Annotated in this window: 18 protein-coding genes; 17 read left to right on the forward strand and 1 reads right to left on the reverse strand. The window is 52.8% G+C overall.

Translation table 11 applies throughout. The features are described 5' to 3' along the window. Positions 1–56: 56 nt before the first annotated feature. The 14 genes from P40081_RS11765 to P40081_RS11830 all read left to right on the forward strand — a co-directional run bounded on the left by P40081_RS11765 (position 57) and on the right by P40081_RS11830 (position 20,211). Complete coding sequence (locus P40081_RS11765; protein WP_042135597.1) at positions 57–1,085, forward strand: bile acid:sodium symporter family protein; 1,029 nt, start codon at positions 57–59, stop codon at positions 1,083–1,085. Positions 1,086–1,342: 257 nt separating this feature from the next. Then, positions 1,343–3,376, forward strand: coding sequence for a methyl-accepting chemotaxis protein (locus tag P40081_RS11770; protein WP_042135599.1), 2,034 nt, complete (start codon positions 1,343–1,345; stop codon positions 3,374–3,376). Between the two features lie 232 nt (positions 3,377–3,608). Further along, positions 3,609–4,073 (forward strand): immunity protein YezG family protein, encoded by a 465-nt coding sequence (locus tag P40081_RS11775; protein ID WP_042135600.1) that lies wholly within the window; start codon positions 3,609–3,611, stop codon positions 4,071–4,073. A gap of 316 nt (positions 4,074–4,389) precedes the next feature. Next, the gene (locus P40081_RS11780) at positions 4,390–4,662 is read left to right on the forward strand and encodes a CD3324 family protein (RefSeq protein ID WP_042135602.1); all 273 of its coding nucleotides are present in this window, start codon (positions 4,390–4,392) and stop codon (positions 4,660–4,662) included. A gap of 147 nt (positions 4,663–4,809) precedes the next feature. Continuing rightward, positions 4,810–5,832 carry a phosphotransferase enzyme family protein gene (locus P40081_RS11785; RefSeq protein ID WP_042135604.1) on the forward strand — a complete coding sequence of 341 codons (1,023 nt, stop codon included), beginning with the start codon at positions 4,810–4,812 and terminating at the stop codon, positions 5,830–5,832. Positions 5,833–6,777: 945 nt separating this feature from the next. Beyond that, positions 6,778–8,082, forward strand: a complete 1,305-nt coding sequence (locus P40081_RS11790; RefSeq protein WP_042135606.1) for an ABC transporter substrate-binding protein — start codon at positions 6,778–6,780, stop codon at positions 8,080–8,082. Positions 8,083–8,175: 93 nt separating this feature from the next. Next, the gene (locus P40081_RS11795) at positions 8,176–9,069 is read left to right on the forward strand and encodes a carbohydrate ABC transporter permease (protein ID WP_231575329.1); all 894 of its coding nucleotides are present in this window, start codon (positions 8,176–8,178) and stop codon (positions 9,067–9,069) included. Beyond that, complete coding sequence (locus tag P40081_RS11800) at positions 9,070–9,903, forward strand: carbohydrate ABC transporter permease (RefSeq protein ID WP_042135609.1); 834 nt, start codon at positions 9,070–9,072, stop codon at positions 9,901–9,903. It abuts the gene before it with no gap. Positions 9,904–10,381: 478 nt separating this feature from the next. Further along, complete coding sequence (locus P40081_RS11805) at positions 10,382–12,046, forward strand: family 43 glycosylhydrolase (protein ID WP_231575330.1); 1,665 nt, start codon at positions 10,382–10,384, stop codon at positions 12,044–12,046. Positions 12,047–12,091: 45 nt separating this feature from the next. After that, the gene (locus P40081_RS11810; protein ID WP_042135612.1) at positions 12,092–13,414 is read left to right on the forward strand and encodes an ABC transporter substrate-binding protein; all 1,323 of its coding nucleotides are present in this window, start codon (positions 12,092–12,094) and stop codon (positions 13,412–13,414) included. Positions 13,415–13,443: 29 nt separating this feature from the next. Continuing rightward, the gene (locus tag P40081_RS11815; protein ID WP_231575331.1) at positions 13,444–15,255 is read left to right on the forward strand and encodes a cache domain-containing sensor histidine kinase; all 1,812 of its coding nucleotides are present in this window, start codon (positions 13,444–13,446) and stop codon (positions 15,253–15,255) included. Continuing rightward, the gene (locus P40081_RS11820; RefSeq protein ID WP_042135616.1) at positions 15,248–16,888 is read left to right on the forward strand and encodes a response regulator; all 1,641 of its coding nucleotides are present in this window, start codon (positions 15,248–15,250) and stop codon (positions 16,886–16,888) included. Before P40081_RS11815 ends, P40081_RS11820 begins: the two co-directional genes overlap by 8 nt. An 81-nt stretch (positions 16,889–16,969) precedes the next feature. Next, positions 16,970–18,748, forward strand: a complete 1,779-nt coding sequence (locus tag P40081_RS11825; protein ID WP_197074351.1) for a glycoside hydrolase family 2 protein — start codon at positions 16,970–16,972, stop codon at positions 18,746–18,748. Between the two features lie 332 nt (positions 18,749–19,080). After that, a complete protein-coding gene (locus P40081_RS11830) occupies positions 19,081–20,211 on the forward strand; it encodes an IS4 family transposase (protein ID WP_042135621.1) in 1,131 nt (376 codons plus the stop codon). A gap of 285 nt (positions 20,212–20,496) precedes the next feature. Here P40081_RS11830 and P40081_RS11835 read toward each other — a convergent pair whose 3' ends face one another. Continuing rightward, the gene (locus P40081_RS11835; protein WP_231575332.1) at positions 20,497–21,777 is read right to left on the reverse strand and encodes a histidine--tRNA ligase; all 1,281 of its coding nucleotides are present in this window, start codon (positions 21,775–21,777) and stop codon (positions 20,497–20,499) included. A gap of 288 nt (positions 21,778–22,065) precedes the next feature. Between P40081_RS11835 and P40081_RS11840 the strand changes: the two genes are divergently transcribed. From P40081_RS11840 to P40081_RS11850, 3 genes are all read left to right on the forward strand, one after another. Then, entirely contained in the window at positions 22,066–22,719 is a 654-nt protein-coding gene (locus P40081_RS11840) for an HD domain-containing protein (protein WP_042135624.1), read from the forward strand. A 90-nt stretch (positions 22,720–22,809) separates the two neighbouring features. Further along, complete coding sequence (locus tag P40081_RS11845) at positions 22,810–24,261, forward strand: DEAD/DEAH box helicase (protein WP_042135626.1); 1,452 nt, start codon at positions 22,810–22,812, stop codon at positions 24,259–24,261. Positions 24,262–24,787: 526 nt separating this feature from the next. Continuing rightward, a complete protein-coding gene (locus P40081_RS11850) occupies positions 24,788–26,017 on the forward strand; it encodes a M20 family metallopeptidase (RefSeq protein WP_042135629.1) in 1,230 nt (409 codons plus the stop codon).

A 26,017-nucleotide genomic window follows, 5' to 3' on the forward strand; every position in this document is an offset into this window, starting at 1 on the left:
ACCAAGAAATCTGCAGAGAAGGAATGTGTGGCCCGCCATACATAGAGGGATACAACATGCTTAGTGCAATAAGACGCGGATTAATATCTTCCAATGTTGTGCTTGAGAAAATAATGCCGCTGCTCACACCTACAGCCATTGTGGTTGGTGTGCTTAACGAGGCGGTGCTGCTGCCGTTTACCTGGCTGGTGCCGTGGATTTTTGCTTTTATGACGCTGATCGGCAGTCTGAAATCTAATTTCCGTGACTTGCTGGCAGTGTTGACTAAACCGCAGAAGCTCATCATCCTGCTGATTATTCTGCATATTGTGATGCCGCTGATCGGCTGGCTGGCAGCGATGGCCTTTTTCCCGGGAGATCCGTATACAGTTACAGGGTATGTGCTGCTGTTCGCCATTCCGACCGGTGTGGTCAGTGTGGTCTGGGTGTCGATGCATGGCGGGAATGTTGCTCTTACGCTGGCGCTGATCCTGATCGATACACTGCTTTCGCCGCTGGTTGTACCCGGCACGCTGTATCTGCTGATGGGGGCGAGTGTGCAGATTGAGATTGGGGAGATGATGCGGGGACTGCTCTACATGGTGGTGCTGCCGTCCGTAGCGGGGATGCTGCTCAATCAGTTCAGCAAAGGCAAGGTTACGGCAGTCTGCGGACCGCCGCTGGCGCCGTTTGTCAAAGTTGGCCTGTTCATCGTTGTATCGATTAATGGCGCCAGCATTGCACGGTATCTGAAGCATCCGGATGGCAAGCTGGCCCTGATTATTGCCGTTACTTTCGTGACTGTCGTATTGGGTTATATCATCGGTGCTGTAGTCTCACGCAGCTTCCGCTGGGATTATGAGAATACCGTCGCCGTTCAGTTCAATTCCGGTATGCGCAATCTGAGTGCAGGTGCAGTACTGGCAGTGAAATACTTCCCGCCGGCCGTCGCCCTGCCTGTGATTTCCGGCATGCTGTTCCAGCAGATTCTGGCTGCCTGCTCCGGCATGTTCATCCGCAGCCAAGTGAAACGTCTGCACCAGGCGGAAGCCCTGACTCCAGAAGGGCCAAAGGCCACACCGGCCGAGAGCCGCATTTTGTTATAGGATATCCCGGCAATCCCGCATATTTCCCCTGAGTGCCGCTGTCTGCGGCTGGGGAATTGCGGGTTTTTCAGGCTGAATATAAATAAAAATAGCTATATTTCACTATGATTCGACAAAATGCGATATTATTTCCGAAAATTCGTCTAGAAATATTAATTATTTCTGTGGGAAATCCGATAGTAATTGTAATAAATGTTACAGTTTTTAGCTGTTTAGGTACTAGTGGATTAGATAGAGGCGGAAGGGTGTAGAAAACTATGAAGATTCGTATGAAGCTATCGGTTATGATGATTGTCGTTACACTAATTTCTACAGCATTAATGGGGATTTTTACGTACAGCAAGTCCACTGGCACCATCATGAATCTGACTGAATCTTCTATGGCACAGGTGAACACCAACAAAGCGCAGACGATTGCGGCAATGATCGATAAAGAAAAGCGCAGCATGCAGCTCGTTGCAGGTGAAAGCGAGATCGCGGAACTGCTGCTTCAGGCCGGAAACGGCGAACTTACTAACGGGGATGCGCTGCAGAATGAAGTGAATGTGAAGCTTCAGGGCTTAGTCAAAGATGCAGGCAACCTGGAGCACATGTTTGTGGCTGATATGAAGGGAATTGCGGTAGCTGACAGTGACACCAAGCTGGTCGGCACCGATTTCAGCGAAAGAAACTACACGAAGAATGTATTCAAGACAGGTGAAGCTGTTGTAAGTGAGACCTTGAAATCTAAATCTACCGGAGCCTACGTATTAGCCTTTGTCCATCCTGTGAAGAGCGGGGGCAAGATGATTGGTTTCGTCGCTTCGGCGGTTAATGCTAACAGTATTATTAAATATTTGGCCGATGCCAAGGTGACTAATGCGCCTTCATCTTACGCCTATCTGGTGGACGAAACCGGCAATATCCTCTACCATCCGGATGAAACGAAGATTGGTTCAGTGGTTGAGAATGAATCAATCAAAGCGGTCGTGGAGCGTGTGAAGGTGGGCGAGACCGTACCGGATGGAACGGTGCAATACACGTATGAGGGCGCTGAGAAAAAAGCGGCATTCACCGTTCTTCCGGAGACCCACTGGACCCTGGTGCTGACCGGAGATCTGGAGGAGATCATGCTGCCTGTGGACGAAATGACGAACTACATTTTATTGCTCGGACTGGGAAGTCTGCTGCTTACGCTGTTGATTGGGGTTACTGTAGCTACCCGTATCTCCTCACCGATTATCAAGCTTACCCAGCTGATTAACCGCACAGCAGAGCTGGATCTGAAGTATGACAACCAGTATGAATACCTCACCAAAAATAAAGATGAGACAGGCACCATTGCCAAGGCAATGTTCCATACCCGCGCCGTTCTGCGTGAGATGGCCGGAAGCCTGATCTCGATTTCCTCGAAAGTGCTGGATAATGCGGAGACGCTGGAGAAGCTGTCCATCGACGTCAGAGAGAATGCGCATGATAATTCAGCCACTACGGAGCAGCTGTCGGCAGGAATGGAAGAAACGGCGGCATCTACCCAGGAGATGACGGCAGCGATTCATGAGATCGAGAATAATGTCAGAATGATCTCCACCCGGGTAAAAGAAGGCTCCGGTGTATCCGGGCAAATTACGGAGCGTGCATTGGCGCTTCAGCATGATGCGGTAACTTCAACCGAGAATGCCAAACAGATCTACGGCTCGGTCCGTGGTGAGATGCAGAAAGCTATAGAGCAATCGGGAGCCATCAACGAGATCAATGTGCTGGCGGATACGATTCTCTCCATTACAAGCCAGACCAATCTGCTGGCACTTAATGCAGCGATTGAAGCTGCACGGGCGGGCGATGCCGGGCGTGGATTCGCCGTTGTGGCGGGTGAAATCCGCAAGCTGGCCGAGAAGTCGTCGGAGACTGCGGCAGGCATCCAGGGCGTCGTCAAGAATGTCTACAACTCCGTAGAGCAGATGATTGAACATTCCGAGGCCATGCTGACGTTCATTGATCAGAATGTGCTGGGCGATTATGAGCGGCTGAACGAAGTCAGCCAGCAGTATAACAGCGATGCTTCAACGATTAATGAGCTGATGAACCAGTTCGAGGAGGCAGCCGATCACCTGAACGAAACGGTGTCCAGCATCGCCATCGCCGTCAATGAAGTGGCGGCTACTGTGAATGAAGGCGCGATCGGTGTGCAGGATATCGCCGAGAAGACGGCGGATATTGTGGAGAAGACCTTCCATGAGGCCACCATGGCTGATGAGAATACGCAGAGCGCCAAGGAGATGCAGGTCCTGGTAGAAAAGTTCAAAATCTAAGCCGGTTTCAGCAGATTTTTACCCGCGCTTCATCTGATTTTAAGCTTCGGGGTATATATTAATCACATAACCCCCCTTTAATATAACTTAGACCCCGCCGGACGCTGGCGGGGTCCCTTTTTTTGCCTGGGATTCCGGCTCACCCATTCCACATTCCCAAGACTCCGCAAATAGTGAATTATGGTGTAAACTGGGTTGTAGCGTTGAATTTGGAGTGGAGGCTAAGGTAGCTGTGGGAAAAATTGAAGAATTATATCAGCTTATAGGCAATAAGCTTGTAGGAATCATTCCTGATGAGTGGGACGAAATACATCTCTATGCTGAGATATTGCCCGGTTCAAGAATAGTCTATTTTTATTACAATTCTATCCCCCGGAACGAGTTGATATTTGGTCATAATATTCCTGAAATTTATGGGATAGATGAGCGCATTTATGACCGCCTGTGTAGTGAATTAGAAAAGTGCTTTGTTGATCTTAATGCGGAATCCAGCAAAAACAATCCTCAACAATGGACAAATTTAACTATGTATTTAAGTCAATCAGGCAAATTTAATATTAATTATAATTATGATGCTGTTTTGTATTCCCCTTCACAACAGCGTACAATTTGGAAGTATGAAATTCTAGGACTACATCCTACAGATGGCTTTCACCAGAAGTATTTAGATGAATATCTCAAAACAAAAACGAATTAATCCCCCAGAGGTGTCCTGTCAGCTATTCAATGGCTGAATGGGGCGCCTCTCCTTGTTTATCAAGGCATGGAACTTTTAGCGGGAAATCGCAGTTTCAGTATGCTATATTAAATATAATCCAAGTCAGATAATGGAAGGAGGACGCTTCATGAGAAGATTAATGCTCAGCTCTACGCAAAGTCTATGGACGACATGGCAGTGGTTGTTGTGTAGAGCTGATAGCAAGTCTCCGCTGCAACGATTCGCCGCTTAAAATGGTCTGTTCTATAGACTTTGCTGCCTTTACAAGTTAACTACTTTAAAGGAGCGGAGCTATATGAAATATGTAAATGCAGATCTGGTATTACCGCAGCAGCTGCTGCAGGAAGTACAGAAATATATGCAGGGCGGGATGCTCTACATCCCCAAGCCCGAGGGACAACGGAAACGGTGGGGGGAGAACTCAGGCGGCAGAACCTATCTGACGGCCCGGAACCAGTCCATTCGTGACCATTATGCCGGAGGCTTAAGCGTAACCGAGCTTGCCGAGCAATTTTGCCTGTCGGGTGACAGCATCAAGAAGATTGTATATGGAAGCAAGCAGATATGAGCAGCGCTCATATTGAATTGAGAGAGAAGGAGTCGAACAGGACTCTTTCTTTTTTTGTGCAAAAAATGAATTGCAGCTGTTTATTATCTATGTCCATCCGGTGAGCCACCCATATAATTACAGACATACAATGCGGGAGGCAGGAAGATGACGGAAGATAGTTTATACAGCGGCAGTACGGGTGATTCATCGCGGGCCCTCTGGAGATCGGGCAGGAATATAGCACTCAGGGCATTGGCAGAGTATGATCTGGAATGGAACAGGATTGAGCTTATCGGGATGTCGGATAGCGTCACCTTCCGGATTGAGACAGAAGATTCCGGCAGCTTTCTGCTGCGGATTCATGGTGAGCGCTTCAGCCGGGAGGAGATCCTGTCGGAGCTGGAATGGACCCGGTATCTCAATCAGACGGCGGGCTTTGTGGTCCCGCAAGGATTGGCCAGCTCCGGCGGCGGCTATATCCTGGAGACTGGATGCGAAGAGCGGCGGCTTGCCTGGGCAACGGTGATGCACTGGGTGGAAGGAGAGCCCGTAGAGGTCAATCTGCCGGATGATCATATCTTCAGGATGGGGAACATGCTGGCCGGTATGCACGAAGCGGCCACAACGTTCGTTCCGTCTGCCGGCTTCACCCGCCCGGTATGGGGAGCAGACAGCTTCAAGCTGGAGTGGAGCAAGCTGGAGGAGCATCACGCGGTAATGGTAACGGAGGAACAATGGAAGCTCTATCAGGCTGCTGCCGCGAAAATACGGACTGATCTCGAAGCCATGCAGCCTGACGCCAGTAGCTACGGCTTGATTCACGGCGATTTGCATAGCGGAAATATAGTTTTTGACCAAGGCCAGCCGCGTGCGATCGATTTCGGCCGCTGCGGATACGGATATTTCCTCTATGATATGGCTGCCGCGCTGCTGGAGCTCTCCCCGGCACAGCGCGGTAGCCTGATCCAGGGATATAGCAGTGTCCGGGAGCTGGAGCCGGATTATGAACGGAAGCTGGAATGCTTCTTCGTTATGATCATGATCGGAAATTACAGCCATCACATCTCTAATCCGGATGAAATCCCCGGTCTGCGGGAAGAACAGACGTATGCACTGGCTTACCTGAGAGAATATCTGCAGGGTGAGCGTTTTTTGTTCAGCCGCATCGAACCCTTCGTGATAGAGTGAGGGCAGCGTCCAGTTGTACTTAATAAATAGCAGAGCCCTTTGCGGTCTGTTTCTTCAACATCAGCTGTTCCCCGGTGATTATGCCGGTGGGGCAGCTTTTTTTTGATGTATTAGGAGATATCTGATCAACCGTTTTTTTGTGCAGTTTAAGTAATTATGCTGGGAAGTTATGCGATGTATTAATGAGATTCCCGCAGTGAGTTATGGAGGAAATGTGCTGTAAAAGCAATGTGTCACTGCGAGGGTAACCGAGCCCAATGTATGTGAAAAACCGAATACAATGTGTCGCAGCGAGGGTAACCGAGCCTAATGTATGTGAAAAACCGAATACAATGCTTCACTGTGAAAGTAACCGAGCCCAATGTATGCGAAAAACCGAATACAATGTGTCGCAGCGAGGGTAACCGAGCCCAATGTATGCGAAAAACCGAATACAATGTGTCGCAGTGAGGTAACTGAGCCCAATGTATGTGAAAAACCGAATACAATGTGTCGCAGCGAGGGTAACCGAGCCCAATGTATGCGAAAAACCGAATACAATGTGTCGCAGTGAGGTAACTGAGCCCAATGTATGTTAAAAACCGAATACAATGTGTCGCAGCGAGGGTAACCGAGCCCAATGTATGCGAAAAACCGAATACAATGTGTCGCAACGAGGGTAACCGAGCCTATTGTATGTGAAAAACCGAATACAATGTGTCGCAGCGAAGGAATAGGGTGGAGGAATTGTGCCCTCAGGGCGATTTTATTCTCCGGGAGCCGCCGTTGGATTCGGACCTCTGAGCGTTGAATTCATACGTTAGACCCCGGCAGCGTGCCCGCCAATCTGTAAATATGTCCATTGATCCTAGACTGAGGACATTTTTTGCGATCCCTTGGGGCGGTAACATAAAGACATCAAAGCGCAGCCAGCTTTGAATTACCGGGTAAAAGGGGAGTACACAGATGAAACGATCCATGCAAAAAGTAACATCACTATTACTGATGGTTATGATGCTGGCAATGGTAGTAACCGCCTGCAGCGGGAACAATGCGAAGAACAACAGCGCAAACACCGGCAACAGCGGCAAGGAGACGCAGGGAGAAGGCAGCAGCGGCGGCAAGAAGACAGAGCTTCTGTTCTGGTCACCGTTCTCCGGCTCGGATGGCCCGTTCATGAAGAAAATCGTAGATAAATACAACAGCTCCCAGGATAAATACAAAGTGAATTTCGTGATCCAGCCCAATGGTGAGTATTACAAGCAGCTGGATGTTGCGCTCAGCACCGGCAAGGAACGGCCGGACCTAATGATTATGCACGTGGATCAGGTGCCGACCTACCAGAGCAAGGATCAGCTGCAGGCTGTGGATGAGCTGGCGGCAACTGCCGGAATTAATCCTGCTGATTTTGCCGAAGCCCCGGTGAAGTACGCCACCATCGACAGCAAGCTGTACACCATTCCGCTCGATATTCATCCCGTAGTGATGTATTACAACAAGGATTTGTTTGAGAAAGCGGGAGTCACCGCCCCGCCAACAAACCGTGCTGAATTCGACGCTGCCGTAGAGAAGCTGACGGATAAATCCAAAGGAGTCTACGGATATGTAGTTCCTACCCTTTGGCCTCAGCAGTTCATCTTCCCGTCACTCGTCTGGCAGAATGGCGGAGAGCTGTGGAACGGAACAGATGTAGCTTACAATTCCCCGGAAGCTGTAGAAATGGTGCAGTGGCTACGCGATATGGTCGACAAGGGCATCTCCCCGGCCAATGTTCAGCAGGATGGCGAGAACACGCTGTTCCTGCAGGGCAAGAATGCAATTCAGTTCAACGGACCGTGGATGAAATCACAGTTTGATGAAGCCGGGCTCAATTATGGCGTAGCCGTTATGCCGCAGATCGGCAAAGCAAAGCAGGCTATTTATGCAGGCTCCCACGGCTTTGTGGTTCCGAAGGCTGTGACAGACAGCAATACGCTAGCCGGCATCGGTGATTTCCTGAAATATGTCTCCGGCAACTCGCTGGACTGGGCCGAATCCGGTCAGGCGGTAGCTTCCAAAACTGTTATGGACAGTGCAGAATTCAAAGCTATGGAGTTCCAGAGTACCGTATCCCAGAGCTTCTCCTCCGTACAGTTTGCACCGAATGTGCTGAACTGGGGCACCATCGTCGAGCCGGTGTGGAGCGAGCTGAGCAATGCCATTCTTGGCAAAAAATCACCACAGCAGGCCATGGATGATGCTGTAGCCAAATCCCGTCAGGCGATGAAATAGCACTCATGACGAAGTGAACTTTTCGGTAAGCAAAAGCGGGAGCGCGGAATAGCTTCCCGCTTTTCTTTATACGAAGGAATGGAGGAATCTCTTTTGAAAAGCACATGGACTTCCCGCTTCACCTCATTTCTGTTCATACTGCCCTATCTTGCAGCCTTCGGATTGTTTCTGCTGTTTCCGATCCTGTACGGTGTTGTGATCAGCCTGCAGGACTTTGAGCTGCTGTCTGCCGCGCATCCCTTTGTGGGACTGCGGAATTATATAACGATTTTTACCCCGGGGACTTATGAGAACAGTATCTTCTTCCGCGGGCTGTGGACGACTTTCCAGTTTGTCCTGTACTCCGTGCCGCTGCTGATCGTTGTGGGGCTGGGAATGGCGATGCTGGTCAATGCACTGCCGGCGAAGCTCCGGGGGCTATTCCGGACGTTCTATTTCCTGCCCTATGCCTTGTCGGCTTCGGTTATGGCCGTGATCTGGCTGATGATGTTCGATACCAATGCCGGATTCATTAACAGTCTGCTGCAAAAGCTGGGCCTGACGGGGATCCCGTGGCTGACGGCTACGCCTTGGGTGTGGATTGCGCTGGTGCTCACGACGCTCTGGTGGACGATCGGGTTCAATATGATTATTTTTGTGAATGCGCTCAACGAAGTGCCTGAAGATTATTACGAGGCTGCTGCTATTGACGGGGCGGGCGCGTGGAGCAGGTTTGTGTCGATTACACTGCCTTCGATCCGCCCGGTGATGCTGTTCGTGATGATTACCTCAACGATCGCGTCCTTCAACATTTATGCCCAGCCGTTTCTGCTGACGCGCGGAGGGCCGGGAGACACCACCAAGGTGCTGCTGATCAATGTGCTGGACCAGGCATTCGTGCGCAAGGATATCGGCTCAGCTTCCGCAATGGCGATTCTGATGGCGCTGCTGATCATGATGGTGTCTATCGTGCAGTTCCGTCTTACGAACCGGAAGGAGAAGGTATAAATGGGAAAAGCCAAAAAAACCGGCCTGCTGCTGCTGGCCATTCTGATTGCACTGTTCGTGCTGCTGCCGCTGGTGTGGATGCTGTCCACTGCGTTCAAAAATGACTTCGAAGCCCTCTCCGGGCGGATGAATTTCTTCCCGCAGAAGCCTACCCTTGATAATTTCGTTCAGGGGCTGAGCGGGGAGCTGATGAATACGCCGATTCTGCGCTGGATCATCAATTCCCTGTCAGTAGGGATTGTGGGCACAGCTATCGTGCTGCTAATTGATTCGATGGCGGCGTTTGCCCTGGCCCGGCTGCCGGATCTGCCGCTGCGCCGTACGCTGCTGTCCATGTTCATTGCCTCGCTGATGATTCCCAGCGTGCTGACCTTTCTGCCGATGTACATTGAGTTCAATACACTGGGGCTGATCAACACGTATCAGGCGCTGATTCTGCCGGCTACAGCCGGGGCGTTCGGCGTGTTCCTGCTGTATCAGTTCTTTGTCTCCTTCCCGAAAGAAATCGAAGAGGCTGCCCGGATCGACGGGGTGAACAAATGGGATCTGTATGCCAGGATCCTGCTGCCTTCCGCAGTGTCGATCATGATGACGTTGGGCATTTTCACTTTCATGGGGATCTATAATGACTTTGTCTGGCCGCTGTATGCAACCACTTCACCGGAGATGCGGACGATCACCGCAGGGATTGCTATGATGGCTACCGGAAGCTACACCCAGAGCTACGGCAAATTAATGGCCATGACTACCATCGCGGCGCTCCCGGTGCTGATTATCTTCATTGTCGGCCAGAAGTCGTTCGTTAAGGCGATTACGAGCTCGGGTGTGAAATAACGGGTGATAGAACAGGAGATATAAGCTGTACTTCATAAATTAACATAAAGCTCAGGCGTCACTACTGTAGATATTTGGACTTCCGTCCGCACTTAAGATTTGAACTTGAAGCATATTCGTCACTACGGTGAACATTTGGACTTCCGGCCGCTGTTGTCCCCAGATTTCTTGATTAGAACCGCTTTTTCGCGGTGGAAACCTGGTGACTGATTATGCTTCCGTAGGGAGCTTTCCTGCGGAAAGCTTTCAGGCGGTCGCTACCGCTCCTATAGTTCCAAATTCCCCATTCGTTCCTACCTGCTTTTTGTTAATTTCTATTGTACATCTTATATAAAACTGTTCCATAACCCTTGGAGGGAAGCAGATGGAAATGAAATCAGCGAAACCGCACAAGGCATGGACAGGTAAAAACTCACGTAGAATAGTCTACTCCCTTGCGGTGGTTCTGTTACTTATATTGGCGGGAGGTGCATATTTAGTGCAGCAGCACAATAATAGCAGGATAGATGAAGTCTATAACGGGCATGGCGGAACGTTTAAGAACACACTTGCCGAGATCGATACGCCTGATCCGAGCGTGATCTACAAGGATGGATATTATTACATGACCTTCACCCATAACGGAACGGATATTATGGTGATGAAGTCACGTACCCTGGATTTCCGCCAGGCCGAGCGGAGAGTGGTATGGTATCCGCCGGCGGAGACCGCCTACTCGGCGAATCTCTGGGCGCCCGAGCTCCAGTACATCCGGGGCAGCTGGTATATCTATTTTGCCGCAGATGATGGAAATAACGAGAATCACCGGATGTATGTGCTGCAGGGGGACAGCGGTGATCCGCTGGGCGATTATACCTTCAAGGGCCAAGTCACCGACGACACCAACAAGTGGGCGATCGACGGGCTGGCAATGGAAGTGGATGATGAGCTGTATTTCGTCTGGTCCGGCTGGGAGGGCGATGTCAACGCTGCGCAGAACACCTATATTGCGCCAATGAGTGATCCGCTGACAATCAGCGGTCCGAGGGTGCTGCTGAGCGAGCCGCTGCTTCCGTGGGAGCAGGCTGGAGGTCCGCCGTACATCAATGAAGGCCAGTCGGTCCTTCATCATGACGGACGCGTCTTCATTGTCTATTCCGGCGCGGGCAGCTGGACACCGCATTACAGTCTGGGCCTGCTGGCCTTGAAGCCCGGCGGCAATCCGCTGGAGGCGGCAGACTGGACCAAGACGGAGCAGCCGCTGCTGGAAATGGATGAAGCCGCCGGAGTGTACGGGCCGGGGCATAACTCGTTTACGGTGTCGCCGGATGGCAGCGAGCAGTGGATTGTCTATCACGCGACTACTGGAGCGGCGGACGGCTGGAACAACCGCAAAGCACGGTCCCAGCCGGTCAACTGGGACGATGGCGGCCAACCTGTGTTCGGGAAGCCGCTGGCGCTGAGCACGGCGCTTGAGGTTCCCGCTGGAATGGGAGTATTCCAGGCTGAGAATGCCATCCGCAGCGGGAACCGGCTGGAGTTCCCGTCTCTGCCGTCCACAGTAGATAGCGATACTCCGCTGCTGGCGCATTATGTGAATCCGGGTGGAGAACCGGCGGAGGCGGCAGTTTCAGTGAATGCTGGAACGCCGTCAAAGCTTCAGCTGCCGCCTACCGGGGGAGGCCAAACCGGATACGCCTATCTGAGCATACCGTTCACAGCCGGGATGAATACAGTAGCCTTTGAGCTGCCGGAGGGAAGCGCAGTTGAACTGAAGGCTATTGAAATTCCGCGTTATGAAGGTGAAGCCCAGACGCTGGAGGGGAATGCTGATGCGGAGGCTAACCCGTATGCCTCGGGCGGGGCAGCGGCAACCCTCAGCGGAAGTGATGCGGCGCTGCGTTTCAGCAACATCCGTCTACCGGGAAGCGGGACTTACACTGTCTCCGTAGCTGTCCTTAACGCTTCACCGGATGCGAAGCTGGAGGTAGGGGTGAACGGGGATTCTACGATCGTATTGACCCCGGAATCTCAGGGACGAAACCAGGTATCCTTCATTGAACTGGAGCTGGAATTACAGGGCGGTGCGAATGAAATTATTCTTTTTGACAGACAAGGCAGCTTCGGTATAGATTATATGGATATATGGCAGAAGAGTGAATAAGCCGGGTAGATTCATAGATTGCATGCTTGACGGGGGCTTAATCATATGAGAGATACGGGACGCTTTAGCGGACACAAACGGAACAAACTGATTGCGCTTTCAATTCTGCTGCTGGCTATGCTTCTGGTGCTGGTGATGGGCGGCTGCGGTACAGACGGGGCAGAGGAATCCCCACAGTCTGCCGCTGAGCCGGTAACTCTGGAGTATTGGACTCCATTCAGCGGCGGAGATAACATTTTCATGACCGAACTTGTGCAGCAATTCAACCGGGAGCACGGGGATATCCGGATCGATCAGATCAATTCCCGGCTTGATGATTATTATTCGCGGCTGCGTACGGCAATTCTGTCCGGTAATGCACCGGATCTGGCGATTATCCATGCTACCAATCTGCCGCAATTCGTACAGAACGGTTATATTGAGCCGCTTGACGGACTCGCTGCGGATACCGGGCTGGACTGGGGCCAGTTCAATACTAGAATCGCTGAGTCCACGGTCTACGGCGGTGCCCATTATGCTGTACCCCTGGATACGCATACGTTAGTGCTCTATTACAATAAGAAGTTTTTAAAAGAAGCAGGGCTGCTGGATGCCGGGGACAAACCGCTGATCGGCAAAGGAGAGCAGGGATTTACGGAGTTCCTGCAGCAGTTGAAGGCAGAGTTACCGCCAGGTGTGGCTCCGCTGGCTCTGCCCAGCACACGTATTGATTCCGTGTGGCTGTGGTGGAGCCTGTACAATCAGATGCAGGGCGGTGGTGTCTTTTACAATCCGGAAGGTACGCAGGCTGTCTTTAACAACACGGAATCGCTTCAGGCACTGGAGTTCGTGAACAGCCTGTATCAGCAGGAGCTGATTCCGCCGGATATTAATGATGCGTTCAAGCTGTTCTATGACGGGGAGGCCGCTATGCTGATTACGGGTGTGTGGGGAACCGGCGCTTTTGAGCAGGATGAGAACCTGGAGCTGGGCGTGGTGCCGGTTCCGGTCATCTACGACCATCCGGCGGTCTGGGGAGATTCGCATACGCTGGCTATTCCGGCCAATAGTGAGATGAGTGCGGAGAAGCGTAATGCTGCTATGATTTTTACCCGCTGGGCGGTGGAGCATGGAGTGATGTGGGCGGAAGCAGGGCATGTGCCGAGTTCCCGGAAGGTCGTGGAGAGCGAAGCTTATGCTGCACTGAAGTTCCGCAGTGATTATGCCAATACCGCCAACTCCGTAGCCTACTGGCCGAGAAATGTGAAGCAGTGGAGTATTAATGAAGAGATTATCCGGCAGTTTGAGAAAATGATCTACAAGGAGCAAAGCCCGGAGCAGGCTCTGCAAAATGCGGTGGACAGCATTAACCTTCAGCTGAAGAAATGACTGTAAGGGGATCAAAGGGGAGAATGCGGTTGAAATCATTTCGCGGCTGGTTCAGGAATCTGGCGCTCGCGCGCAAGCTTATTCTTATCAATGTGGTATTCATTGTGCTGCCGCTGGGGCTGATGGGCTATTTCGCCTTCGCACGCTTCACCGAAACAACGGAGCGCAAGGTTGGCGATTATCAGCTTCAGACGCTGAAGCAGCTTACCCTGAATATCGACACCTATATGAATGAGCTGAACCGGCTGACCGTGATGCCCTATCAGTATCCCAAGGTTACCGAATATCTTGCAACCAAGCGTGCTCCTGGCGAACCTCTGACACTGGATGAGATCAGCGGACTGAACAGCTTCGTCACTCAGGTGTTTTTGAACGGCCGGGTAGATATTCTGGGTGTCTCATTATACGGCACCGGCGGTGCCTCTTATGTGGTCATGCCGGAGAGCCAGTATGTGACGACCTATAAGCTCGATGAAAATGTCAGCTGGCTGAACAAGTTCAAGGGTCACTACGGGCAGCCCGTGTATGTTGCTACACATGACTTAAGCTCAAGCGGCGGAAATGTGTATCAGGCGTTCTCCATTGTGCGGGAGCTGCGCAGCTTCGATGACGGGGTGACCCTCGGGTACATCGTCATTGATGTGGACCCCAAGTTCATCAGTGAGATTCTGTCCAAAGTAAAGCTGGACGCCAAGGAGCTGCTGTACATTACGGATGATTCCGGCAAACTGGTCATCGGTAAGGATCATGGGCTGCCACAGGCAGCGCCTTCCCTGTCTCCGGATAATGCCAGTGAAGGGGTAAGACATGTGAAGTCAGAGGGGGAAGGGCTGCTGATGGCCCACGTAACTTCTGAAGTGACCGGCTGGACCACGGTGGGCATTGTACCGGTCTCCAGTCTGATGAAAGATACCGAGGTTCTGCGCACCTACATTATTCTTATTGGCATCATCTGTGTAGGCCTGGCCCTGCTGCTGTATGTGTTCATCGCCTACCGGATCACCCAGCCTCTGCGCAAGCTGAGCCGGCTGATGCGCAGTGTCGAGCGGGGAGACCTCAGCAGGGCTTTTCCGGTGAGCGGTACGGACGAGGTAGGAATGCTGGGCCATTCATTTAACGGCATGCTTGCCAAGCTCAGCGAGCTGGGGTATCTGCTCTATGAGACAGAGATCCGGGAGAAGGATGCGCAGATTGCCGCGCTGCAGAGCAAGATCAATCCGCATTTTCTGTACAACACACTGGGTTCCATCAGCATGTACGCCGAGCTAGAGGGAAGTCCGGAGATTATTACAATGTCCAACAATCTAAGCAAGCTGCTGCGCTACAGCCTCAGCGGACGCAAGGAGCATGTGACGCTTCAGGATGAGCTGGACCATGTCGGCGGATATATGGCAATTCAGCAGATGCGCTATGAAGAACGCATTCACTTCACGATGACCATCGAACCTTCGCTGCTGGATTGTGAGGTCATTCCTCTGATGATCCAGCCGCTGGTGGAGAATGCAATTAATCATGCACTGGACAAAGGTGTTGGCCGGGGCCGCATATCGCTGACTGCAGACAGCAGCGATCAGGTGCTTAGAATCGCCGTTGAAGATGATGGCATCGGCATGAATGCGGAAGCGCTTGAGGCGCTCCGGCTGCATCTGCGGAATACGCAGGAGCTGGGAGGACGCTCAGGCAACGGTCTGCTGAATGTTCACCGCCGGATTGTGCTGCATTATGGCGATGAATATGGTCTTTCGCTGGAGAGTATGCCTTATCAGGGTTTCAAGGCAGTGCTCAAGCTGCCGGTTATTACCCATCAGGGCAGAGCAAGGGAGGATGACGGAGTTGCCTAAAATACTGATTGTTGACGATGAATCTGTCTTCCGCAAAGGTCTGCGCAAAATGATCACCAGCCTGGAGGGGAACTGGGAGGTGGTCGGTGAAGCCACTGACGGCTATGATGCGCTTGACAAGCTGGCCGAGCTGTCGCCTGAAGTGCTGCTCACTGATATTCGAATGCCGCGTATGGACGGAATCCAGCTGCAGCAGATGGCGGGAGGACGTTTCAAGGATCTGATGACCGTCGTGGTCAGCGGCTATGACGAGTTCGCTTATGTGCAGCAGTCAATGCGCCAGGGAGCGAAGGATTATCTGATGAAGCCGGTCGAACGCCAGGAGCTGGGGCGTGTGCTGGAGAGATTGGGGCGGGAACTGGCCGAGCGCAAGGCGCTTCCGGCCCGTAAGGAAGAACTGTGGCAGGTCCAGCCTGTGCTGAAGCGGCATGTGGCCGGTCATCTGATCGAGAGTCTGCTGAAGGGCAAAACAGAAGACAGCGACCTGCAGCTGCTGCGGGAGATGGGTTTTGCCTTCGGGCATCCCTACTTCATCTGCATGGTGATCAAGCTGGATAAGCATTCGGTGGAGAAGGAGCGTTATCAGCGGGGCGACGCCTCCCTGTTCCTCCTGTATATCCAGCAGGTAGTCCAGGAAATGATTGACCGCCATGCTACAGGCATAAGCTTCGTGCTATCGGATACCGAGGTCGTGGCTTTGCTGAATATAGCTGAGCCGCAGCATTCCTTATCGGCACCGGGAGCTCTAGGCGACCTGATTCGCAGACAGATACGCTCTTTGTCCAACCTGACGGTAACCATCGGGGTCAGTAATCCGGCGGAAGGACTGCCGGGTATTCCGAAAGCTTATAATGAAGCCGGAATTGCCCTCTTATACCGGTTAATCGAAGGCGGTGACAAGCTGCTCGATTATGCCCAAATGACAGAGCGCCCCCATTCCGGAAGCGGACCCTTGAAATGGTCATGGGAGATGCTGGAGAAGTCGATTACCGGGGGCAGAGTGGCCAGCATCGGCCCGATTGTTGAACATATGATTGAAGAGCTGTGCAGTATGGCAGAATCGCCGGAGAGCATTCATCAGCAAATCTGCAAGCTGCTGCTGTACTACTACGAATTATCCGAAGAGCTTAATGTTACCGAATCCTGGTTGGGGTCAAAGGATATCCGCAAGGTGCTGTTCGATGTGTGCAGCCTGTCTTCGCGGCAGGAGCTGGCCGAGAAATGCCGCGGATTGCTGCTTACCCTGACGGGTTGTATTGCGAAGTCCAGAGAGGTGAAGGATCTCGATCCGGTTGCCGCCGCCCAGCGCTACATTTCGCAGCATTATGATCATCCGCTAAGCCTTAAGGAAGTGGCGGACGAGGTGTATTTGAACCCGGCATATTTCAGCAATCTGTTCAAGCAGAGGACCGGCGTTACTTTTATCGAGTTCCTGACACATATCCGGATAGAAGAAGCCCGCAAGAAGCTGGCCTTCACAGGTGAGAAAATCAGCAGGGTCGCTGAGGAGACAGGTTTTGGCAATGTGCGACACTTCAACCGGGTGTTCAAGAACTGCTGCGGTATCTCGCCCAAAGAATACAGGGACAGCATACGCAAGGCACAGGCGGCTTCTATAGATGGCCGGGAGTGACAGTAAGGACTAATAAGGGTTGCAGCAGCAAGGCCGGATGGCAATGAAATTTAATCACACGGGAAACTGGAGGATGAAATAATGACAAATCAGCATCGTGCGGAATATCCGCGTCCGCAATTTGTACGCGACAATTGGGTGAATTTGAACGGGGAGTGGGAGTTTGCTTTTGACGATGACAATGTAGGCAGCCGGGAACAGTGGCATCTGGGAAATAAACCGTTGGCTCAGCGGATACAGCTTCCATTTGCTTTTCAGAGCAGCCTGAGCGGGATCGGCGATCCCGGATTTCATGATATCGTCTGGTACCGGCGGGAGCTGGAGATTCCGGAGGCTTTTGCAGGTAAGGAGATTCTGCTGCATTTCGGTGCTGTCGATTATGAGGCCTCCGTCTGGGTCAACGGAATACTGGTGGCGAAGCATGAGGGCGGGCATACGCCGTTCCATACCGGGATCAGCGCCGCACTCGCGCCTGTGGGTCAGCCTAACATTCTGGTGGTCAAAGCTGTGGATTACAGCAAGGACGTAACTTTGCCCCGGGGCAAGCAATACTGGAAAAGCGATTCAGCCAGCATTTTCTATACCCGGACAACGGGGATCTGGCAGACGGTGTGGATGGAGGCGGTATCCTCCGTCTATCTCGGCAAGGTGAAGCTGACGCCGGATATTGACCACAAAAGTATCGAAATCCGCTCCTTCATTAAAGGTGCGCTAACCAGTAATGGAGAGCTGAACAGTGATTCCCTGAAACTTCAGGTGGAGATCACGTTTGAAGGCCAGCCGATTTCAAGTGATATGTACTCTGTGCGCAACCCGGAAGAGTCCCGGAGCATTACCCTCAGTGATTTCAATGACCATGGGCACGGGCACTGGTGGTCGCCGGAGCAGCCGAATCTCTATGATGTCACTTTTACCCTGCTGGATGGCGGGAAGGTGCTGGATCTGGTAACCAGTTATTTCGGTATGCGCAAAATCTCGGTCGAAAGCGGCAGACTCTGCCTCAACAACCGCCCTTATTTCATGAAGCTGGTGCTGGATCAGGGGTATTTCCCGGACGGCAACCTGACACCGCCCAGCGATGAGGCGATCCGCCGGGATGTCGAGCTGACCAAGGAGCTGGGCTTCAACGGTGCGCGCAAGCACCAGAAGCTGGAGGACCCGCGTTACCTGTACTGGTGTGACAAGCTGGGCTTACTCGTCTGGGGCGAAGCGGCCAATGCTTATGAATACTCCGAAGAGTATGTCCGCCGCTTCACCCAGGAATGGCAGGAGAGCATCGAACGGGATTACAACCATCCTTCGATTGTGGTCTGGGTTCCGCTCAACGAGAGCTGGGGCGTGCCGAACATCGCTGCCGACAAACAGCAGCAGCAGCATGCCCAGGCGATGTACCACCTGACCAAGTCGCTGGACGGGACGCGACCGGTTGTCTCCAATGACGGCTGGGAGCTGGTCACCACAGACCTGTTCAACATCCACGATTACGAGTGGCGGCGCGAGGTGCTTGAGCAGCGCTATTCCTCCGTGGAGCTGGCCGTCAGGGGCCTGCCGGGTAACCGCAAGCTGGCGGTAGAAGGCTTCCCGTATGCGGACCAGCCGATTCTCATCACAGAATTCGGCGGCGTCGCCTACAAAAAAAGCGACTGGGACGGCTGGGGCTATTCCGGCGCAGAGAACGACGAAGACTTCGCCGCGCGTCTGCGGGCGGTGATACAGCCGCTGCTGTTGTCCGGGGTGGTGCAGGGCTACTGCTACACCCAGCTTACGGATGTGGAACAGGAGATAAACGGCCTGCTGACGTATGACCGCGTACCGAAGCTGCCGCTGGAGCTGATCCGGGCGATTAATGAGGGGAAATAGGCGTAGGAATAGTTAGGCGAAGCTCATGCTGTTAAGTCCAGGCTATAGAAAAGCTGCCTTCTGGTACGGAAATCGTACGGAGGCAGCTTTTTTAACTTTTTTAGCACGGAGCTATGGGAAATCCTGCACTAAATACAACAATCGGTGCTTTTTAAATCCCGTTTTAGGGAATTGTTGTACGAAATACAACAATCGGCGCCCGGGATGCGCCAATCTGAAGATAATCTTGCAAAAAGTATAGGCGTGTTGATTTCCCAAAAAAAGGGACAAAAAAGGCCGCCATTTCGGGTAATGGTAAGTACGACCAAACCAAACCGAAATGAGGCGACCTCATGAATAAATATACCCCATTCTTAGCTGTTTTCAAACAAGTGTTAACATCGGATGAAGTCGAAATGGTGACCGGACAAACCAAGGACTACGTGGATAGAGGAACCAAAATGACCGTCGGGTTGCTACTCGATTACTTTGTCCAAGCCTGCTACCACAAATGGGACGGCTTCCGGCAAAGTGCCCGCTTAGGCCCAAACTTTGACTTGCCTGAGATTCATTACTCCACCCTTTCCGGCAAGGCCGGTGAAGTCCCTTACGAAATCTTCAAACGTATCTTTCAAATGCTCGTCACGAAATGTAACCGTCAAACCCGGCGGCATCTGAATCTGCCTAAAGATCTTCTGCTGATTGACTCGACTACGGTCACGGCGGCGAACTCCCGAATGCCTTGGGCCTCGTACAAAAAATTCAGAGGGGGCATTAAGCTGCATGTTGCTCTTTCGCAGGGTCAGCGTTCACCCGTGAACGTGGAGGAATCGATCGCGAAGCGCAATGACGCTCCGTTTGGAGAAGTCTTGGCAGATACGGACTACATTTTGGTACAGGATCGGGCGTACGGAAAAATCAGCAGATTGGATCAATATGTGCTCCAGGGCCAGTCGTTTGTGATTCGACTCAAAGACAATCTCCATTTGGTGAAGCCGAGAAACCTCCAGCGACCCGCAGAGGGAGAAACGAACATTGTTCGTGATATTACTTGTTATATCGGTCAAGGGAAGTGCCAATCCGCTAAGCGCCACCGGGTCGTAGAATTTGAGAATGACCGGGGGGAAGTCGTACGGGTCGTGACCGATTTGAGAAAAGAGTCTGCTTATGTGATCGCTGAAATCTATAAGGCACGCTGGGAAATTGAAGTCTTTTTCCGCTGGATTAAACAGCATCTGAACGTGCCATGTCTATTTGGAACCACTGAAAATGCAGTATACAGCCAATTGTTTGTGGCCCTTGCGGTCTATGTACTTTTGAGACGTGTTTATGATGAAATCCACCCCAACGTGCCTGCCTTTGCTCAACTGACCCTTTGGGAATTTATGCAGCATTGGCGTATATTTAGTCTTCCGCTGGAGTGGCAGGTTCAACTTAGTCTGCTCAGGAACAAGGTTGTTTTGGGAATTATATCCATACCATAATATGGGGAATCAACAGGCCTGCAAAAAGTACAACAATTTGTGAATGCAGCCGCCAAATGAGCGGAAATCCTGCAAAAAGTACAACATTTTTCGGCTCGGCGCACCCGGCTGACGGAAATCTTGCACAATTACAACAATGAGTTGTCCCAGAGGTCGAGCTTATAGCAACCTGCAAAACGTACAACTATCAGCCGCCGGCATCTGTATTCAGATACTGGTGAGTGGAGCGTATGCAAACTTGTCTGTCTGACAGTGAATTTGGACCTGGAGCAGACTCAACAAGCTTTACCCGGCAATCAACTGAGCCGCCTTCCCCACCGTAACCAATCTCTCGCTCCCCAGCGTCATATCCTTGAGCCGCAGCTTGCCCTCAGCCGCCTCGCTCTCACAAACCATAATCACATACCGTATACCTTTAGAACTCGCTGTGGCCAACGTTTTTTTGAGCTTGCGCGAGCCGGTGTCTACACCCGTGCGGATGCCGGCGGTCCGGAGCGCAGCGGCGGCAACCAGAGCCTCCGGCAGATATCCGCCGATCGGAATGATCAGGACCCCGGAACGGGTCGCCGTATCCGCCGGACGTTCGCCCAGCAGGGCCATGATCGACTCCATCCCGAAGGAGATCCCGACCGTCGGGTACTCTATATTATCACGCCCGACGAGCTTTCCGATGATCGCATCATATCTGCCTCCGCCCCCAAGGCTTGAGGTATAGCTGCCGGATGCGTCGAAGATTTCATAGACGGTTCCGGTATAGAAGGAGAGGCCGCGTGAGAGAAAGGGATCGAAGACGCAAACGGCGCCAAGCCCAATCGCATCAATCAGTTGCTGCAGCGCGAGTACTTCAAGCGCGCCGGGCTGGCCTTCAAGCTTATACTTCTCCACCAGCTGCCCGAACCCCGGGTTATCCAGCTCCAGCAGCTCCGAAATCAGCCGAACCGTGTCCGCAGTCAGCTGCTTGTCCGTCAGCTCTGCCAGCACCCCGCCGCTGCCGATCTTGGCCAGCTTGTCGAGGGTCAGCATCACGGACAGCTGCTCCTCCGCCGGAACGCCGACCGCGCCCAGAATCTCGCCCAGGAACCGGCGGTTGTTCCACATCAGAACCACCGGAATATCCAGTCTGCGGAAGACCTCCGCTGCCAGCTGCATTAGCTCCGCTTCAGCCTGCGGGCCGGCAATGCCGACGACGTCCGCGTCACATTGCAGGAATTCGCGCAGGCGGCCTTTTTTGACCGGCCCATCGCGGAACACCTTGCCGATCTCATAACGCCGGTATGGGAACTCGATTCCCGGATTCATGGCAATCACCTTGGCAAAAGGGATCGTCAGATCGTAACGCAGCCCCAGTCTGCGCCCGCCCTGATCAGCCAGCTGATACATTTCGCGGAGAATCTCATCGCCCCCGGCGTATTTGGAGGTCAGCAGCTCCAGCTCGTTCAGCAGAGTGGTATCCATCGACTCGAAGCCGTACAGCTCGAACAGCTCCTGGAGTGTGGTCCGGACATTCTGGCGGATGGCCTGTTCCCGGCCGAAATAATCATAAGTTCCTTTAATATTTTGCATCATTAGCAGCTCCCTTGTTATTGAATTCCGGTAAAATAAAAAACGCGCCGGACCCCGTGGTCCCGCGCGCTTCGATATGCCGCAGGGAGGTCAAACGCGAAATGCGTTAGCCCTCCCTGAATGAATTCAGGTGTGTGCTAACGCTGCTTGTGATGATGAAGTTGATTCGGTATGATGGACAGGCAGTTCATGTGAATCCATTCCCTTCAGCTTTTAATTACTGCACATTATAGCGGATCAGGGACAGCTGTGCAACACCTATATCCCTATTTTTACAAAGGAGCAATCATAATGAATCATACAGAGCTTATCACAGAAGCAGAGAACTTCGCCAAGGAGCAACTGGGCCAGGATACCACCGGCCATGACTGGTTTCACACTAACCGCGTGCGCAATACAGCGGCGCTGATCGCAGGGATGGAAGGGGCCAACGTGGTGATCTGCACAATCGCCGCGCTGCTGCATGATGTGGCCGACGAGAAGCTGAATCCCTCCAAAGAAGCAGGATTGCTCAAAGTACATACTTGGCTGGCCGCACATCTCCCGGATGAAGCTGCAAACAAGCAGATTATGGAGATCATCTCGACGATGTCCTTCAGCGGCGGCGGTGGCGCACCGATGTCTACGCTGGAAGGACAAGTGGTGCAGGATGCGGACCGTCTGGATGCGCTGGGGGCGATCGGGATTACGCGTACAATGGTCTTTTCAGGAGCGAAGGGCCGTCCGGTCTATGATCCGGAAATTCCGCCAAGGGACGACTCGCTGAAAGAGGAATACCGCAACTATTCCAAGGGAACGGCGGTCAATCATTTTTATGAGAAGCTGCTTAAGCTGAAGGACCTCATGAACACCTCTTACGGCAAACAGCTGGCGGAGGAGCGGCATCAGTTTATGCTGATTTTTTTGGAGCAATTTTATAAGGAATGGAATCAAGGGGCAGAGTAGGTGTTATAATGGAATAATGCGCAAGATGGATGGAACGCGGGAGACCCCGCTTGAACCGGAACAATCGGCATAGAAGAGGTTGGATACAATATGAGTGAAGTACAAGTACAGTTTAGTGATTATGGTTTGAATGAAGAGATTATCCGCGCGCTGAAGGTTCTGAAGTACGTAGACCCCACCGAGGTGCAGCGGAAGGTCATTCCGGTAGCGCTGAAGGCGCAGGATCTGATCGTGAAGTCACAGACGGGCAGCGGCAAAACCGCAGCCTTCGCCATCCCGCTCTGTGAGCTGGTCGATTGGAATGAGAACAAACCCCAGGCACTGGTGCTGACCCCAACCCGGGAGCTGGCCCAGCAGGTGCGTGAGGATATTACGAATATCGGGCGCTTCAAGCGGATTAAGGCGGTAGCGCTGTTCGGCAAGCAGCCTTTTGCCCCGCAGAAGATCGAGCTGACTCAGAAGACGCATGTGGTCGTTGGCACGCCGGGCCGTGTGTTCGACCATATCGACCGCGGAACGCTGAATCTTAGCCGGATTAAATATCTGGTGATTGATGAAGCGGACGAAATGCTCAGCATGGGCTTCATTGAGCAGATTGAGAAGATTATCAAGCAGCTGCCGAAGGAACGTGTAACGATGCTGTTCTCGGCGACGCTGCCGGAAGTGATTAAGAATCTGTGCCGTAAGTACATGACGGAGCCGGTGGATATCGAGATTGAAGCCAGCGGGATTACGACGGCGTCAATTGAGCATGCGCTGATTGAAGTGAGACAAGCTGCCAAGTTTGGACTGCTGAGCGACCTGCTGACAGTGGAGAATCCGGATAGCTGTATTATTTTTTGCCGGACCCAGGAGCAGGTGAATGCCCTCTTCCGCGGGATGGCGGATCTGGAATATCCGGTGGACAAAATCCACGGCGGCATGGAGCAGGACGAGCGTTTTGAGGTCATGAATGCTTTTAAGCGGGGCCAGTTCCGTTATCTGATCGCCACCGACGTTGCAGCCAGAGGGATTGATATCGAGAACATCACCCATGTCATTAACTACGATATCCCGCTCGAAAAAGAGAGCTACGTCCACCGCACCGGCCGGACCGCCCGCGCAGGCAAAAGCGGTAAAGCGATCACCTTCGTTACGCCGAATGAGCACAAATGGGTCAAGGAAATCGAAGGCTACATCGGCTTCACCCTGCCGGAGATGAAAGCTCCTTCGGATGATGCGGTGGTCTACGCCAAACCGGCGTTCGATCTGAAGCTGGGCAAGCAGCAGGTCCGCAAAGCCGGCAAAACCGAGGTCATGAACCAGGACATCATGAAGCTCTACTTCAACGGCGGCAAGAAAAAGAAGCTCCGCGCGGTCGATTTCGTTGGCACTATCGCCAAGCTTGAGGGCATCACGGCTGCGGACATCGGAATCATCACGATCCAGGACAACGTAACCTACGTCGATATTCTGAACGGTAAGGGATCGCTTGTGCTGCAGGCGATGAAGGAGACAACCGTGAAGGGCAAGCTGCTGAAGTGCCATATCGCGAAGAAATAAGATGTTTCCAAGAGCTGTCACACCAATTGTTATACGGGGTGGCGGCTTTTTTGCGATGTATGAGAGCCTGCGAACAAATGTATGTGAAAAACCGAATACAATGTGCCACGAATGGAGCAAACGGGCCAAATGTATGCGGAAAACCGAATACAATGTGCCGCGAATGGAGCAAACGGACCAAATGTATGCGAAAAACCGAATACAATGTGCGACGAATGGAGTAGATGAGCCAAATGTATGTGAAAAACCGAATACAATGTGCCTCCGATAGCTGGGGAAGCCGATCATCCGGGAAATGTTGGAGGGGAAGAAGCTGATACGTTTAGCGGCGCCAAGGTTTTGTCCTGAGTGATACGTATGCTCCAGGACAACGTGACTTTTGCGGCTGCAAAAATCCCGGAGATCACGTAGATTTCAACATAAGTTATATGCACGATCTGGATGGGCGTGCTGGAAGCCTGTATGAAAGTAAGTTGAACTGGATTAAATTGAACTGAAACTACCTAACCAAGGAGGATGTTGAACTATGATCAATGTGAGAAGCCGCGAGTTTGCCGTGCCTCTTCTGCAGCGTCTGATCCAAGTGGATACCTGTAATCCTCCCGGCAATGAGCACAGGCTGTCTCTGCTGCTGCAGGAGGTGTTGCGGGAGCTGGGCATATCCAGCAGCATTACGATTGTGGAGCAGGGACGGAGCAACCTGGAGGCGGTGATTGCCGGCTCCGGCAACCGGAAGCTGATGTTCTGCGGCCATCTTGATACGGTCAGTCCCTGGAGCGAAGCAGCAGGCAGCTATCCCCCGCACGGCGCGGTGATTGAGGGGGACCGGATGTATGGCCGGGGCACCTCGGATATGAAAAGCGGCCTGGCCGCCATGCTGCTCGCCGCAGCTTCCCTGCAACAGGACGGCATCCGGCTGGCCGGTGATCTGCTCATCCTGGCGACAGCCGGGGAAGAGGTGGACAGCTGCGGCGCACGGCTATATGCCGAGCAGCACAGGCACGACCTGCCGGAGCTGGACGGCCTCGTCATCGGCGAGCCGACATGCAGCCGGGTGGCGGTCGGCCACAAAGGCGCCCTCTGGCTGCGCATTTCCCTCTTCGGACGCAGCGCCCACGGCTCCATGCCGCAGCTTGGACTCAATGCGGTGGAGGGCATGATGGAGGTAATCGCGCTGCTGCACCGCCATGCTCTGGAGTGGCAGGCCACAGATCCGGTTCTTGGTTCCAGCAGCCTGTCCGTGAACAAGATTACCGGTGGTGTACAGACCAATGTGGTCCCGGATTCCTGCACCATCGATGTGGATATCCGCACCGTTCCGCCGCTGGAGCATGGTCCGCTGCTGAGGGAGATTGAGGACAAGCTCCAGGATATCCGGCAGCGTCATGCGGACTACCGTTATCAGGTAGAGCAGCTGTTGGACCGCAGTGTGGTCTATACTGATCCCGGCCAGCGTTTGATTACTACGGCTTTGGAAATTGCTGCGCAGCAGAGGCGGCAGGGCCAAGCGGGAGGCCCTGCTGAAGAAGCAGAAGGTGATGCGGCAAGAGACGTAACTCCAATTCAAGGCGTACCCTACTACACGGACGGCTCCGTGCTGCATGATAACGGCAGGCTTCCGGTGTTGATCTACGGACCGGGCGACCACCGCCTTGCCCACCAGCCGGATGAGTGGGTGGATATTGAGGCTTACCTGGAATCAATCGACTTTTATAGAGAGCTGGCGATCCGTTTTCTGGGCAGGACTGATGATTAG

The organism is Paenibacillus sp. FSL P4-0081, from assembly GCF_000758565.1.
Taxonomy (GTDB): Bacteria; Bacillota; Bacilli; order Paenibacillales; family Paenibacillaceae; genus Paenibacillus_AQ; species Paenibacillus_AQ phytohabitans.

Excerpts from the sequence above, each read along its gene's own strand:
- P40081_RS11830 (WP_042135621.1), top strand. The coding sequence starts at position 19,081 with ATGAATAAATATACCCCATTCTTAGCTGTTTTCAAACAAGTGTTAACA.
- P40081_RS11845 (WP_042135626.1), top strand. The coding sequence starts at position 22,810 with ATGAGTGAAGTACAAGTACAGTTTAGTGATTATGGTTTGAATGAAGAG.
- P40081_RS11785 (WP_042135604.1), top strand. The coding sequence starts at position 4,810 with ATGACGGAAGATAGTTTATACAGCGGCAGTACGGGTGATTCATCGCGG.
- P40081_RS11800 (WP_042135609.1), top strand. The coding sequence starts at position 9,070 with ATGGGAAAAGCCAAAAAAACCGGCCTGCTGCTGCTGGCCATTCTGATT.
- P40081_RS11825 (WP_197074351.1), top strand. The coding sequence starts at position 16,970 with ATGACAAATCAGCATCGTGCGGAATATCCGCGTCCGCAATTTGTACGC.
- P40081_RS11840 (WP_042135624.1), top strand. The coding sequence starts at position 22,066 with ATGAATCATACAGAGCTTATCACAGAAGCAGAGAACTTCGCCAAGGAG.
- P40081_RS11850 (WP_042135629.1), top strand. The coding sequence starts at position 24,788 with ATGATCAATGTGAGAAGCCGCGAGTTTGCCGTGCCTCTTCTGCAGCGT.
- P40081_RS11790 (WP_042135606.1), top strand. The coding sequence starts at position 6,778 with ATGAAACGATCCATGCAAAAAGTAACATCACTATTACTGATGGTTATG.
- P40081_RS11810 (WP_042135612.1), top strand. The coding sequence starts at position 12,092 with ATGAGAGATACGGGACGCTTTAGCGGACACAAACGGAACAAACTGATT.
- P40081_RS11765 (WP_042135597.1), top strand. The coding sequence starts at position 57 with ATGCTTAGTGCAATAAGACGCGGATTAATATCTTCCAATGTTGTGCTT.
- P40081_RS11835 (WP_231575332.1), bottom strand. The coding sequence starts at position 21,777 with ATGATGCAAAATATTAAAGGAACTTATGATTATTTCGGCCGGGAACAG.
- P40081_RS11780 (WP_042135602.1), top strand. The coding sequence starts at position 4,390 with ATGAAATATGTAAATGCAGATCTGGTATTACCGCAGCAGCTGCTGCAG.
- P40081_RS11770 (WP_042135599.1), top strand. The coding sequence starts at position 1,343 with ATGAAGATTCGTATGAAGCTATCGGTTATGATGATTGTCGTTACACTA.